Origin of the sequence: Mesorhizobium sp. J8, from assembly GCF_016591715.1 — a bacterium.
Lineage (GTDB): Bacteria > Pseudomonadota > Alphaproteobacteria > Rhizobiales > Rhizobiaceae > Mesorhizobium.
In genome coordinates, this window is the sequence record NZ_AP024109.1 from 4,677,156 (window position 1) to 4,690,443 (window position 13,288).

The 13,288-nt window shown below is 65.1% G+C and carries 11 protein-coding genes; 1 reads left to right on the top strand and 10 read right to left on the bottom strand.

Annotation, left to right across the window (positions count from 1 at the left end):
• The 6 genes from MJ8_RS22390 to MJ8_RS22415 all read right to left on the bottom strand — a co-directional run bounded on the left by MJ8_RS22390 (window position 1) and on the right by MJ8_RS22415 (window position 5,913).
• Window positions 1-1,347 carry a PQQ-dependent sugar dehydrogenase gene (locus tag MJ8_RS22390; RefSeq protein WP_201410901.1) on the bottom strand — a complete coding sequence of 449 codons (1,347 nt, stop codon included), beginning with the start codon at window positions 1,345-1,347 and terminating at the stop codon, window positions 1-3.
• Entirely contained in the window at window positions 1,334-1,786 is a 453-nt protein-coding gene (locus MJ8_RS22395; RefSeq protein ID WP_201410902.1) for a DUF2231 domain-containing protein, read from the bottom strand. Before MJ8_RS22395 ends, MJ8_RS22390 begins: the two co-directional genes overlap by 14 nt.
• Before the next feature lie 166 nt (window positions 1,787-1,952).
• Complete coding sequence (gene fghA / locus MJ8_RS22400; protein ID WP_201410903.1) at window positions 1,953-2,786, bottom strand: S-formylglutathione hydrolase; 834 nt, start codon at window positions 2,784-2,786, stop codon at window positions 1,953-1,955.
• 110 nt (window positions 2,787-2,896) lie between these two features.
• The gene (locus MJ8_RS22405; protein WP_201410904.1) at window positions 2,897-4,045 is read right to left on the bottom strand and encodes an alpha-hydroxy acid oxidase; all 1,149 of its coding nucleotides are present in this window, start codon (window positions 4,043-4,045) and stop codon (window positions 2,897-2,899) included.
• Window positions 4,046-4,049: 4 nt separating this feature from the next.
• Window positions 4,050-5,141, bottom strand: a complete 1,092-nt coding sequence (locus MJ8_RS22410) for an isocitrate/isopropylmalate dehydrogenase family protein (protein ID WP_201410905.1) — start codon at window positions 5,139-5,141, stop codon at window positions 4,050-4,052.
• A gap of 28 nt (window positions 5,142-5,169) precedes the next feature.
• Window positions 5,170-5,913 (bottom strand): glucose 1-dehydrogenase, encoded by a 744-nt coding sequence (locus MJ8_RS22415; RefSeq protein WP_201410906.1) that lies wholly within the window; start codon window positions 5,911-5,913, stop codon window positions 5,170-5,172.
• A 142-nt stretch (window positions 5,914-6,055) separates the two neighbouring features.
• On the opposite strand from MJ8_RS22415, the gene MJ8_RS22420 reads away from it, so the two are divergent.
• On the top strand, window positions 6,056-7,552 hold the full coding sequence (locus tag MJ8_RS22420) for an aldehyde dehydrogenase family protein (RefSeq protein ID WP_201410907.1): 1,497 nt from the start codon (window positions 6,056-6,058) through the stop codon (window positions 7,550-7,552).
• 15 nt (window positions 7,553-7,567) lie between these two features.
• Here the strand turns inward: MJ8_RS22420 and MJ8_RS22425 are convergent, their stop codons facing one another.
• From MJ8_RS22425 to MJ8_RS22440, 4 genes are all read right to left on the bottom strand, one after another.
• Window positions 7,568-8,464, bottom strand: coding sequence for a LysR family transcriptional regulator (locus MJ8_RS22425; RefSeq protein WP_201410908.1), 897 nt, complete (start codon window positions 8,462-8,464; stop codon window positions 7,568-7,570).
• 113 nt (window positions 8,465-8,577) lie between these two features.
• Complete coding sequence (locus tag MJ8_RS22430; RefSeq protein ID WP_201410909.1) at window positions 8,578-10,074, bottom strand: sugar ABC transporter ATP-binding protein; 1,497 nt, start codon at window positions 10,072-10,074, stop codon at window positions 8,578-8,580.
• A gap of 3 nt (window positions 10,075-10,077) precedes the next feature.
• Window positions 10,078-11,172 (bottom strand): strictosidine synthase, encoded by a 1,095-nt coding sequence (locus MJ8_RS22435; RefSeq protein WP_201410910.1) that lies wholly within the window; start codon window positions 11,170-11,172, stop codon window positions 10,078-10,080.
• On the bottom strand, window positions 11,169-13,286 hold the full coding sequence (locus MJ8_RS22440; protein WP_201410911.1) for an ABC transporter permease: 2,118 nt from the start codon (window positions 13,284-13,286) through the stop codon (window positions 11,169-11,171). The genes MJ8_RS22435 and MJ8_RS22440 overlap by 4 nt, the downstream gene beginning before the upstream one ends.
• Window positions 13,287-13,288: the final 2 nt, after the last annotated feature.

Below are 13,288 nucleotides of genomic sequence, written 5' to 3' on the forward strand. Positions count from 1 at the left end.
TTACGTGGAACCTGGCGCGGCAGCCGTCACCCGCCAGACCGTGTTGCCGACGTCGTCGGCAATGAGCAGCGCGCCGGATTTGTCGACGGCAACGCCGACGGGGCGGCCCCTCGCCTCGCCCTTGTCGTTGAGGAAGCCGGTGACGACGTCCTGGGCCATGCCGTTCGGATGCCCGCCGCTGAACGGCACGAAAACCATCTTGTAGCCGTTGAAACGGGAGCGGTCCCAGCTGCCGTGTTCGCCGACGAAGGCGCCGCCGCGATAGGATTGCGGCAGGTTGTTCGCGGTGTAGAAGGCAAGCCCGAGCGGCGCGACATGCGAGCTCAGCGCATAGTCCGGCGGGATCGCCTTGGCCACCATGTCCGGCCGTTGCGGCATCACGCGCGGATCGACATGCTGGCCATAGTAGCTGTAGGGCCAGCCATAGAAGGCGCCGTCCTTTACCGACGTCATGTAATCCGGCACCAGGTTCGGTCCGAGCTCGTCGCGCTCGTTGACCACGGTCCACAGCGCCTTGCTTTCCGGTTCGAACGACAGGCCGTTGGGATTGCGCAGCCCGCTGGCGAAGATGCGCCAGCGGCCGGTGGCGCGGTCGACCTCCCAGATCGCGGCGCGGTCCTTCTCGGCCTGGATGCCGTTCTCGGTGATGTTGCTGTTCGAGCCGACGCCGACATAGAGCAATGAGCCGTCAGGGCTTGCGACAAGGCTCTTCGTCCAGTGGTGATCGATCGGTCCGCCGGGCAGTTCCGTCAGCACCTTGCCGGGCGCCGTGATCTTCGTATCGCCTGGCTGATAGGGATAGCGCACGATCGCGTCCGTATTGGCGACATAGAGGTCGTTGCCGACCAGAGCCACGCCGAAGGGCGAATTGAGATGGTCGAGGAACACGCCCTGATAGTCCAGCTTGCCGTCGCCGTTGGTGTCGCGCAAGAGCGTGATGCGATTGCTCGGGCCAGTGTCGCCGCCGGAGGTGACCCAGCTCTCGATCCAGCCCATGACGATGTCCTTGGGCCGCTTGACCGACGCTTCGTTCGGCGCCGTCGATTCCACCACCAGTATGTCGCCGTTGGGCAGCACGTAAAGCGAGCGCGGATGCTGAAGGCCCTTCGCCAGCGCCTCGATCCGCAGGCCTTGGGCGACGGCGGGCTTTTCGTCATTTTTCCAGCCGACCACTGAGGCCAGATGCATTGGCGGGAACAGATATTGATTTATCTCCGGCAGTTTTGGATTCGGGCCGATCTGCGCGTTCGGATCGGTGTTGTCGTCGCTGCAGCCCGCGACCCCCAGGGCCATTGCGCAGCAAAGCGCCGCGATCGGCCATCTGATCGCGCTATCAAACCGTCTCATCGGCTACTCCTACATGATGGCGATAGACCAACCCCCAGCCGAGCCAGCCCGTGAAGAGCAGGATGATCACCACCAGCGCCGACAGGATCAGCCCGGTCGGCACGACGGACGTCCAGGCGTCGCGCGTGTGGATAAGCATGTTGAAGAAGGACAGAATAAGCGCGACGAGATTGCCGGCCATATGCAGCCATGCGGTCGGCTGAGCGCGTATCTTGCGACCGCCAAGAAAGTCCGTAAGCCCCGCTATGGCGGCCAGAATGCCGACGATGACGCCAACGGTCAGGAGCCAGGCCGAGAAGTTGGCCCAGGTCATTTCGGCCGTTCGCCAATAGGCGATATCGGTAAGCAACGTCCCGACGAAACAGGCGATCGGGATGGTGACGAGCATGGGATGGATGGGATGGCCGGCTATACTTGCCGTGGATCGCGGGTTGTCCATGCGGAAGCTCCTTTCCGCTCTGTTGCTTGGATGTAACAGCGCGAAAAGGGGAATGTTCCGCCGGACATTCTTGTGCTCACTAGAAGGTGAACGCCCAATTGTCAGCCATGGCTGACGCGGAACAGGCCGTTCGGGAACGGCCGGACGCGCATTTTACGGAGGATGATCAGGCAAGCCGCGCGGCATGCCATTTGAGGTGATCGTCCATGAAGGTCGAGATGAAATTGTAGGAGTGGTCGTAGCCCTCCTGCATGCGCAGGGTCAGGTCGATGCCAGCCTTCTTGCATGCCTCTTCGAGGAGCCATGGCCGGAGACCATCCTGCAGGAAGCCATCCGCCGTGCCTTGATCGACGAGGAATTCCGGGTATCGCCGGCCGTCCTCGATCAGCAGCGTGGCGTCATAGGCGCGCCAGCTCTTTTCCTCGCCTCCGAGATATTTTTCGAAAGCGGGACGCGACCAGCCGGCCGTCGACGGCTGCACGATCGGCGCGAAGGCCGAGCAGCTCCGGTAGCGCTCTGGATTCTTCAGCGCGATCGTCAGCGCGCCGTGTCCGCCCATCGAATGACCGAAGATCGCCTGGCGTGACATGTCGGCCGGGAAATTGGCGGCGACGAGTGCCGGCAATTCCTCGGCGACGTAGGAATACATGCGATAGTTCTTCGCATAAGGCGCTTGCGTCGCATCGAGGTAGAAGCCGGCGCCGCAGCCGAACTGCCAATTGTCCTTCTCGTCCGGCACGTCGGCGCCGCGCGGGCTGGTGTCGGGACACACGATGACCAGTCCGAGCTCGGACGCCAGCCGTCGGTACTCGCCCTTGTCCATGACGTTTGCATGCGTGCAGGTCAGGCCCGACAGATACCAGAGGACCGGAAGCAGCCCGTCCTTGGGCTGCGGCGGCACGAAGACGGCGAAGGTCATGTCGCAGGCGCAGACTTCGGAAGCGTGCGAATAGACACCCTGGATCCCGCCATGTGCTCTGGAGGTGGAAACGACCTTCATCAGCTCTGCCTCTCGTCAGGAAATCCTCACCCGGCATAACCGCCGGCTGGGGCTCGCGCAACCTTGCGCCTCATCAAACCAGATAGGCATTGCGACGAAGCTACGCCCGGTCAGTCCGCCGGAGCGATCAAATCCGGCTCAATTTGCTGAAAACCGGGCACCCCGCAAAGCTTCAGACCCGTTGCGATTTCGTCGAGCAGAATGTCCAGGACCCGCTCGACGCCGGCCTGTCCCGCCACTGCGCCGAACAGGGCGGCCCGGCCGATTGCCGAGGCGGTTGCTCCGCATGCTTTTGCCTTGATGGCGTCCATGCCCGTGCGGATGCCGGAATCGATCAGGATCGGAACCCGGCCGCCGACGGCCGCATGCACGGCCGCAGTTGCATCGACGCTTGCGATCGCGCCGTCGAGCTGCCGGCCGCCATGATTGGACACCCAGACCCCGTCCGCGCCCTCCCCGATCAGTCTCGCGGCATCGTCCGGATGCAGGACGCCCTTGACGATCAGCGGGCCCTTCCACCAGTCGCGGATCGTGCGGAAGTCATTCCAATCGAAACCGGCATGGAGGTTGCGGCCGACGCGCGCCGCGATCGTCAGCCCCGCGCTGGTGTCGCCGAGATAGCCGCGAACATTCTCGAATTGCGGGAAGCCGCCGCGCAGGAGGCGAAACGCCCAGGCCGGATGCGCGATCCCTTCGATCATGTGCCGCAGCGAAGGCCTGAGCGGGATCGAGATTCCGTTTCTGAGGTCTTTTTCGCGCTTGCCGCCCGTCTGCAGGTCGACCGTGACCACGAGCGCCGAATAGCCGAACTCTTCAGCCTGGCGCACCAGCCGGCGATTGAAATCGAAATCCTTCAGCACATAGAGCTGGAACCAGAGCGGTCCCTCGACCGCCCTTGCCATCTGTTCGATCCCGGTCGTCGCCATGGTCGACAGCGTGTAGGGTATGCCTCGCGCCGCTGCCGCCGTGGCAATCGCAATGTCGGCGCCGGGGCGCACCAGCGCGCAGGATCCCATCGGGCTGATCACCAGCGGCGTCGGATAGGCTCTCGACCATAGCGTGGTGGTCAGGTCAGGCCGGGATACGTCGGTCAGAATACGGGGCAGCAGCCGGATACGCTCGAAGCCGGCGCGGTTCTCGCGCAAGGTCAGTTCCTGGCCTGCTCCGCCATCGACGAACTCGAAGACGGATTTCGGCAGCCGGCCGCGCGCCAACCGGCGAAAATCCTCCACCGATACGCAGCGATCGAGCCGCCTCATCGCGTCAGGCCGCGAGCCGGTCGCAAACGGTCCCGGTGATCTCGGCGGTCGACGACCTACCTTTGAGGTCGGCGCTGAGCAGCCCGTTCGCCAGGCACGCTTCCGTCACCCGGCGGATCTGTTCGGCGGCCCTGCGCAGCCTTTCGTCGCCATGTCCGCGGCCGAGCCACTCGAGCATGGCCGCGGCCGACAGGATCGTCCCGTAGGGATTTGCGATCCCCTTGCCGGCAATGTCCGGCGCGGACCCGTGGGCAGCCTGGAAGAAGCCGTTCGCGTCGCCGACCTCGGCCGAAGGCGCCATGCCCATGCCGCCCACCGTCGCCGCCGCCAGATCCGACAGGATGTCGCCGAACATGTTCTCGCTGACGATGACGTTGAAATGGCCGGGCTTCAGCACGAGATGCATGGCCATGGCGTCGACCAGCGCATGTTCCGTCGCGATATCGGGATAGTCCTTCGCCACCTCGTCGAACACCGAGCGGAAAAAGGCGTAGCTGCGCAGCACATTGGCCTTGTCGCAGCATGTCACCCGACGAACGCCGTCGCGCGGCGCGCCGTTCGACTGGCGCGCCAGTTCGAAGGCCTTGCGCACGATGCGCTCGATGCCGGCGCGCGTTTGCACCAGCGTGTCGACCGCCACCTCGCCGCGCAACAGCGCCCCTGCCCCGCGCGCCGCGTAAAGCCCCTCGCTGTTCTCACGCAAAATGACGTAATCGATATCGCCGGCCTTCACGCCGACGAGCGGACTCGTCACTCCCTCGAAGAGCCGGATTGGGCGGATGTTGGCGTAGAGGTCGAGCTCGAAACGGAGCCTCAGCGTGAAGTCGAGCCCCGCTTCCGTTCCGTCCGGGTAGACGACGCCGGGCAGGCCGCCGGCGCCATGCAGGATCGCGTCCGCCGCTCGGCAGGCCTCAAAGGTCGGCTCGGGAAAGCTCTGCCCCGTCTTCAGGAAATGCTCGGCGCCGGCCGGATATTCGGTGAAGCGCAAAGGGCAGACTGACCCGAATGCCGCCTTCACCACCTCGACCGCCGCGGCGCACACTTCGGGGCCGATGCCGTCGCCGTGCACGACCGCGATCTGATAGACATCCTTCATCGCCAAATCCCTCGGGAACCGCGGATATTCAGATGCATTTGCCGCCATCGACATTGAGGTCGACGCCGGTGATCATGCTGGCCTCGTCGGAGCAGAGGAACGCCGCGGCGTTGCCCATGTCCTGCGGCGTCGACAGCCGGCCGATCGGAATGGTGGCGATGACGCGGGCGCGGTTTTCCTCGCCGGAGCCGATGAAGGTGGACAGAAGCGGCGTGTCGCCGGCGACCGGGTTGATCGCGTTGACGCGGATGCCGAAAGGCGCGAGCTCCACCGCCATGGCGCGGGTGGCGGCGATCGCCCAGCCCTTCGAGGCATTGTACCAGGTGAGGTTCGGACGCGGCGAGACGCCGCCCGTCGAAGCGACATTGAGGATAGCGCCGGATTTGCTCGATTTGAAATGCGGCACCACGGCGCGCGCGCCATTGTAAATCGAGCGCATGTTGACGTTGGCGATGCGGTCGAACAGACCTTCGTCCATCATCTCCAAGGGCAGCGGCGGCTGCGCGACGCCGGCATTGTTGACCAGTATGTCGAGGCCGCCGAAGGCAGAGCGCGCCAGGTCGGCGGCCGCGATAAAACTCTCCAGTGTCGAGACGTCGCCGGTGATCGGCCGCACCTTGTCGCCGGCTTCGCCAGCGACGCGCGCGGCCGCCGCTTCGTCGCGGTCCATCAGCACGACCGACGCGCCTTCCTCGATGAACTTCTTGACGATGCCCTCGCCAAATCCCGAACCGCCACCGGTGACGATGGCAACCTTGCCAGCAAGTCTCATGTCTGTTCCTCCGTTGCCGGAAACATCGGGGAAGATGCGCGCGTTGCACAGTCCGATTATCTGAACGCCCTTTTAGCTTTCCTTGTTTGAGGTCGCCGGCAGCGGGAGTAATAGTCGCGTCGGAATTCGTGAGGAGGAGACGATGACGCTGAACTTCGACCCGAGGGCGAAGGCCACGACGCTCTACCATGGCGAATTTCGGCCGATGTTCATCGGCGGCAAGTGGGTCGCGGCGCAGTCCGGCGAGGTCATGCAGGCGCTGAACCCGGCGACGGGCGAAGTGCTGGCAACGGTGCCGCGCGGCGGAGCCGCAGATATCGACGCGGCGGTGGCCTCCGCGCGGGCCGCGTTCGAGGGGCCTTGGTCCAAATTCTCGCCCTACGATCGGCAATGCGTGCTGCTCAGGATCGCCGACCTGTTCGAAAAACATTGGGAAGAGCTCAGCGTCTCCGACACGCTCGACATGGGACTGCCGATCACCCGCACGCTGGCCAACCGGCGCCGGGTCATCGGCATGCTGCGCTTCTATGGCGGCATGGCGACCGCGCTGCATGGCGAGGCGATCGATAATTCCATCCCCGGCGAGATCGTCACCTTCACCCGGCGCGAGCCGGTCGGCGTCGTCGGCGCGATCATCCCCTGGAATGCGCCCACCGCCGCCTCGATCTGGAAGATCGCGCCGGCTCTCGCAACCGGTTGCACCATCGTGCTGAAGCCGTCGGAGGACGCATCGCTGACGCCGCTCCTGATCGCGAAGCTGATGCAGGAGGCCGGCGTGCCCGACGGCGTCGTCAACATCGTCACCGGAACCGGCGCCGAGGCCGGCGCGCGGCTCGCCGAGCACCCGGATGTCAATAAGATCGTCTTCACCGGCTCGACGCTGACCGGCCAGGCGATCGCGCGCGCCGGTGTCGCCAACCTCAAGCGCGTCTCGTTGGAGCTCGGCGGCAAGTCGCCGATCATCGTCTGCCGCGACGCCGACATCGACAAAGCCGTGCCGGTCGCGGCGATGGCGGTGTTCGTGCATTCGGGCCAGATCTGCATCGCCGGCTCGCGGCTGTTCGTGGCGCGCGAGATCCATGACGAGTTCGTGCGCCGCGTCGCCGAGTTCGCCGGCAAGCTGCGCATCGGCCACGGCATCGAGGCGGAGACCGAGATCGGCCCGCTGATCAACGCCAGACAGGCCGGGAAGGTGGAAGGCTACATCAAGGCCGGCAGCGACGAAGGCGCCAGGCTGGTCGCCGGCGGATCACGGCTGACGGGCGAGCTCTATGACGGCGGCAACTTCATCGCGCCGACCGTCTTCGGCGCTGTGTCGGACAAGATGACCATCGCGCGCGAAGAGATCTTCGGCCCGGTCATCTCGGCGATGCCCTTCGACACGCTGGACGAGGTGGTCGCGCGCGCCAACGCAACGCCTTACGGCCTGGCGGCCGGCATCTTCACCACCAATCTCGGCACCGCGCACAAGCTCGCGCGCCGCGTCAAGGCGGGCTCGGTCTGGGTCAACATGTACCATGCCATCGATCCGGCCGTGCCGTTCGGCGGCATGAAGATGTCCGGCTATGGCCGCGAGGGCGGCGTCGAGCATCTGCACGAATATCTGGAGACGAAAGCGGTCTGGATCCAGACCGACTAAGCCGCTGCAGAACCGTCAGTGCGCCAGTTCGCGCAGATTGGTGCGGATAAGGTTCATCAGCTGCTCGGAGAAGGAGTGGTGCACATAGCCCCGCGCGGTGATGATGCCGACGGAACGGTGGGCGTCGCGATGGTCGATCGGCACCACACGCATGCGCTCGTCATTGCGCGATATGGCGATGCCCGGCACCACGCAGACGCCCAGCCCCGACGACACCAGCGCCACCGCGGTCTGCGCGCTTTCGACTTCGTATTGCGGCTTGAGCTCGATCCCTTCCGCCGCCGTCAGCCGGTCGAGCAGTCCGCGCACCGCCGTCTTGCGGTTGAGCAGGATCAGCGGAAAGCGTTTCAGGTCTGACAGATTGAGCTTCTTCTCGCCGACATAAATCTCCGTCGGGATGCAGGCCATCAGCGGATCGTCAAGGATCGACTCGAACTGGAAGTCGTTGAGGTTCGGCAGTTCCGGGCCGAGATAGAATTCGACGCCCTGCTGTTGCAACAGCGCGAGCGCCGCCTGCGGCGGGGTCTCGATGACCTCGACGATCGAGCGCGGATAGCGCAATTTGAACGTCGCCAATATGTCGCCCAGCCGGCTCGCCGCCAATGTCGGCGCGCAGGCGATCTGCACCTTGCCCTTGCGCCGCGCGGCGATCTCGGTCAGCCGGTCGAGGCTGGTCTGCACCTGCGACATCGCATTGGCGATCTCCTCGAACAGCACCTGGCCCTCCGGCGTCAGGCTGGCGCGTTGCGCCGTGCGGATGAAGAGCGAAATGCCGATCTGCTCCTCGAGGTCGCGTATCTGCATGGAGACGGCCGACGGCGAGCGGTTGCTTTCTTCGGCCGCGCGCCGGAAGCTTCCGTTTTCCGCGGCAAGCAGGAACGTCTGCAGAAGTTTGAGGTTGATGCTGGACATGTCCGCTCAGGCAGGTGATCAGGCCTCCTGACCTATTCAGACGCGGAACCGATTGCAAGGCAATAGCCGGCCCAAGCGCCGGTTCTGGCTTAGCCAGCCAATCTATTTCTGGGTCAGTGGACCGCCGCGAACATGACCCGTTCCTCGGTTGCGTCCGACAGCATCATCTCCTCGACCACGCGGCCGCGCTTCACGACCAGGATGCGGTCGGAAACAGCAAGGATTTCCGGCAGATAGGAGGAGATGACGACGACGGCCATGCCCTGATCGGCAAGGTCGCCGATGAGCTGGTGGATCTCGACGATGGCGCCGACGTCGACGCCGCGCGTCGGCTCGTCGAAGATCACCAGCTTGGGCTGCTGGATCAGCGACTTGGCAATCACGACCTTTTGCTGGTTGCCGCCGGAAAGCTCGATCATCCTGGCGCGATCGCTGATCTGCTTCAGCCTCAGCCGCTCGCCCCATTGCTTGGCGAGTTCCCTGGCGCGCGCCAGCGACACGATCGACACCGGGTTGGATTTATCGGTCAGTTCTCCGATCTGCAGGTTCTCGCCCGCCGTCATCGTCTCGAAGAAGCCGTCGAATTTGCGGTCCTCCGTCACATAGACGATGCCGTCGCGCACCGCCGGCCGCGGCACGCGATAGCGCACCGATTTGCCGAGCAGGCGGATTTCACCGCCATGGAAGAGATTGCGCTTCAGCAGCCCGGCCACGACCTTGGCCATCTCGGTGCGGCCGGCGCCGACCAGTCCGAACATGCCGGTGACCTGACCAGAGAACACCGAGAAGGACGAGTTGCGCACCAGGCCGGCGCAGGAGAGGTTCTCGACCGACAGCACCTTGTCGCCATAGGGCCGCGCGGTGCGCTTGACCTCGCCATGCAACGTTTCGGTGAGCGTGCGGCCTACCATGGCCTGGACGATGGACGCGCGGGTGAAGCCCTTTGCCTCGCCCGAAGCCACGATCTCGCCATCGCGCATGACGGTGATGCGGTCGGCGACGGCGAGCGCCTCTTCGAGCGCATGGGTGATGAAGATGATGGCGATGCCTTCCTTCACCAGCCGCTGCAGAAGGTTGAAAAAATGGCGCTTTTCTTCCGGGGTCAGCGTAGCGGTCGGCTCGTCGAAGATGATTACGCGCGCTTTGTGGTGGACGGCGCGCGCGATTTCCACCATCTGCTTGTGGGCAGCGCCCAGCGTGCTCACCTGCGCGGTCGGATCGACCTGGAAACCCATGCCGGCAAGGAATTGCCGCGCCTGGATGTAGAGGCCGCGCAGCCGGTTGAACATCTTCTCTTCGCCGAGATAGAGGTTCTGCGCAACCGTCATGGCCGGCACCAGATTGGTCTCCTGGAACACCATGGCGATGCCGGCGCGAAGCGCTTCGGCGGGCGTTGCGAAAGACACCTCCTTGCCGTCGAAGAACAGCTTGCCCTCGGTCAGCTTGAACACGCCGGCCATGACCTTGGTCAGTGTCGATTTGCCGGCGCCGTTCTCGCCCAGCAGCGCGTGGATCTCGCCCTTGCGGAGGTCGAAATTGACGTTCTTGAAGGCCGGGATGCGCGAGAACGCCTTGGTCGCATCCCTGAGTTCGATGATGTTGCCCGACATCGCTTAACCCCGCTTGCCGCTGGCGGCCTTGGCCAGGCGCACGATCCTCGACCCGCCGCGCGAGGCGACGAGCAGGTCGTCGTCAACCTCGCAGGCGCTGATCGTGCCGTGCACCGTGCCGTCGGCGCGCGAATGGAAGCTCGACAGCGGCTTCATGTTCTGGTCGCAATGGACCACCAGCCCGTAGGACCGGGTGACCGCGTAGGGCTTCAGCACGTTCATCTGCTTCAGTTGGCTGCCCTGCATCGGCTCGCGGTAGTCGCGCCATGAGCCGAGCGACGGCGCCATCCAGTAGGCTTCCGGGATCTCCGCCAGCATGCGCTTGCGATAGGTCTCCTCGCGCAGGATGAACTCCACCAGCTGGTTGCGCACCGAATAGAAGGTCAGCCAGTAGCCGGCGTTGAAGGCGGGCGCGATCCGCGCCGGGTAGGCCGGCAGATGTTCCAGCACCGGCACCGGCGCCTTGCTGGCGAGGTCGATCGCCAGCACGCGATGGCGCCAGGCCTCGGTGACGTAGACGCGGTTGGAGCCGGTGGTGGCGATGCCGGCGGGCCAGGCGAGACCTTCGCGGATCAGTTCCAGCCGGCCGCTTTTCAGGTCGAGGCGCCACAGCGAGCCGGAAGCATTCTTCTGCATCAGGTCGCGGCGCCAGCCGCTCGCCGGCAGCGAGGCCGAGCCGTTGGCCACCAGCAGCGTGTTGCTGTCGAGGAAAGTGAGCGCGGTGACGCAGGAGAGCCTGCGGGCCTCGTCCCCCGTCGCCTCGCGCCCGTCATGCAAGCCGCCTCGCATGATGACGCCCTTGCCTTCGATGGCCAGAGCGGTCATGCCGCGGGCATGGGCGAGCGCGGTGATCTCGCCAGGAAATTCCTGCAGGAGTTCGGCCTTGCCGTCGGCATCGAACCGCAGCAGCCGGTTCGCGCTGCTCGCCAGCATGCCCTTTTCGGTCCGGACCAGATTGTCGGCGTCGGCGAGGCTGGCGAAGGTTTCCGCCTCCTCGAGGTCCTGGTTGGGCAGCAGCGGCCCGTCGAGCGTCGGCACGGTCACCGCCCAGTCGCCGCGGCCGAGGAAGCGGTCGAAAAGCCGGCTCATGGCGCTCATGCCTTTTTGCCCCAGTAGGAATCCGAGCTGAACCAGTTGGGATCGGCGCCTTTCAGCGGCAGGGTTCCCATGCGGTTGTTGAAGATGCCGCAGAGATAGAGGATGCCCTTGTGCTCGCGCATCGAGGTGATCATCGGGTGCTTCTCGCCGGCCTGGTCCCACAGGCTCTCGAGGATCTGGCCCTTCTCGTCGAAGCGCAGCACGCAGCCGGTGTTGAGGTTGGGCATCAGCCAGGCGTCCTCCGACACGCGCCGCGCCATGCGGCGGCGGAAGCCCGGCATTTCCAGCGATAGGTCGAGCGCCGGCGTGCGCATGCCCATCAGCGCCAGCCAGTAGGTGCCGTCGGAGGCGCGGTTGATGTTGTCGGGATAGCCGGGCAGCCCCTCGATGACCCGCTCCACCTTGCCCTTCTTCGGCCCGTCGAAATAGTAGCGGCTGATACGGCAGGCCCAGCTCTCCGCGAACAGCACCGACTGGCCGTCGAAGGCCGTGCAGATGCCATTCGGGAACACGAGGTTCGACAGCAGCGTGCGGGTCGAGCCGGTTTTCGGATCGTGGACGATAATGCGCCCATTGCCGCGGCTCTCCAGCGCGTCCGCGTACCAGTCGTGCATCTCGAAACGCACCGTGGCCTCGGAAAAGACGATGCGGCCGTCGGGCAGGATGTCGCAGTCGTCGGCGAGCTTCATGGTCGAGTCGTCGACGACCGATGTCAGCGAGCGGTTGGTCTCGGCGGTGAGCAGCTTCACCTCGCCCGCCGGCGAGACCTGATAGAGGCCCATGCCGGCGACGCAGATGACCAGATTGTCGTCACGGTCGAAGGCCATGCCGAGCGGCGAGCCGCCGATATGGGCGAACACTTCGCTTTCCGTGTAGTGCGGCGGCTGGAAGCGCAATATGTCGCCCTGCCGGCTGCCGGTATAGAGCCGGTCCTGCCGGTCGAAGATCACGTCCTCGGCGCCGTCGAGGAAGCCGAGGCCGATGACGCCGACATCCTTCAGCCGGTCGTTCACCGCCATCGGCGCGCCGGGCGCGGTCGAGATCGACTGCGGCATCTTGGCGAAGGTCGGCGAGATATAGACGCTGCGCAGGATCTTGTGGCGGTTCTTCACCCAGCGCACGTCGAGAAGCACGGACAACAGCAGCACGAGGCCGAGGATCAGATAGTTGACCGGGCCGGGCACGGCGAGCGCAAGCAGGCTGTTCGACAGCACGAGCACGAAGAGCGTGCCCATCAGCGCCTTGGCGACCGAACCGCGGCCGCCGCCGAGCGAGATGCCGCCGAGCACGGTGGCGGTCAGCACCTGCAATTCGAGCCCGGTGCCGATGTCGGAGGCGGCGCTGCCGATGCGGGCCGAAAAGAAGAAGCCGGAGAGCGCGACCAGCACCGAACAGAGCACGTAGGCGCTGAACAAGGTGAAGCGCACATTGATGCCGGCATTGTAGGCGGAGCGGCGCGCGCCGCCGACCGCGAACAGCCGCCAGCCATAGCGGGCGCGCGACAGCACCAGGTGGATCACGATCGCAATGACCACGAAGACCGCGAAAGAGGTCGGTACGCCCCAGACCGTTCCGAAACCGAGAAAATCATAGGTCGGCGAATCCGGGCCGCTGGTCACGATCGCCGTCGAGACATGCGGGAAGACGATGTCGAAGGTGGACCGGTAGATGATGAGCGTGACGAGCGTGGTGAGGAACGCCCGCATGCGCAGGAAGCCGACCAGGAAGCCGTTGATGGCGCCGCAGACGACGCCGAGACCCAGGCACGCCAGCAGGCCGGTTCCGAAGCTCCACTGCTCGACATTCATGCCGTAGAGCGTGACGAGCACCGCCAGCGCGAAGGTCGAGCCGACGGAGAGATCGATGCCGCCAGACACCATCACGATGGTCATGCCGAGCACGACCAGGCCGAGCTCGGCGGTCTGACCGCTGAGATTGGTCAGCGTCGTCACGTCGAAGAAGCCCGGCACGATCGAACCGAAGATCGCGCACAGGATCACCAGCGCGGTGAAGGGGATGACGCTGTCGATCCATTTCTTGGCCAGGATCTCCCCGACCACGTGGTCGGGGAGCAGACGGTAGCGCCAGCGCACAAGGCTTTCGGCCATGCTCATCG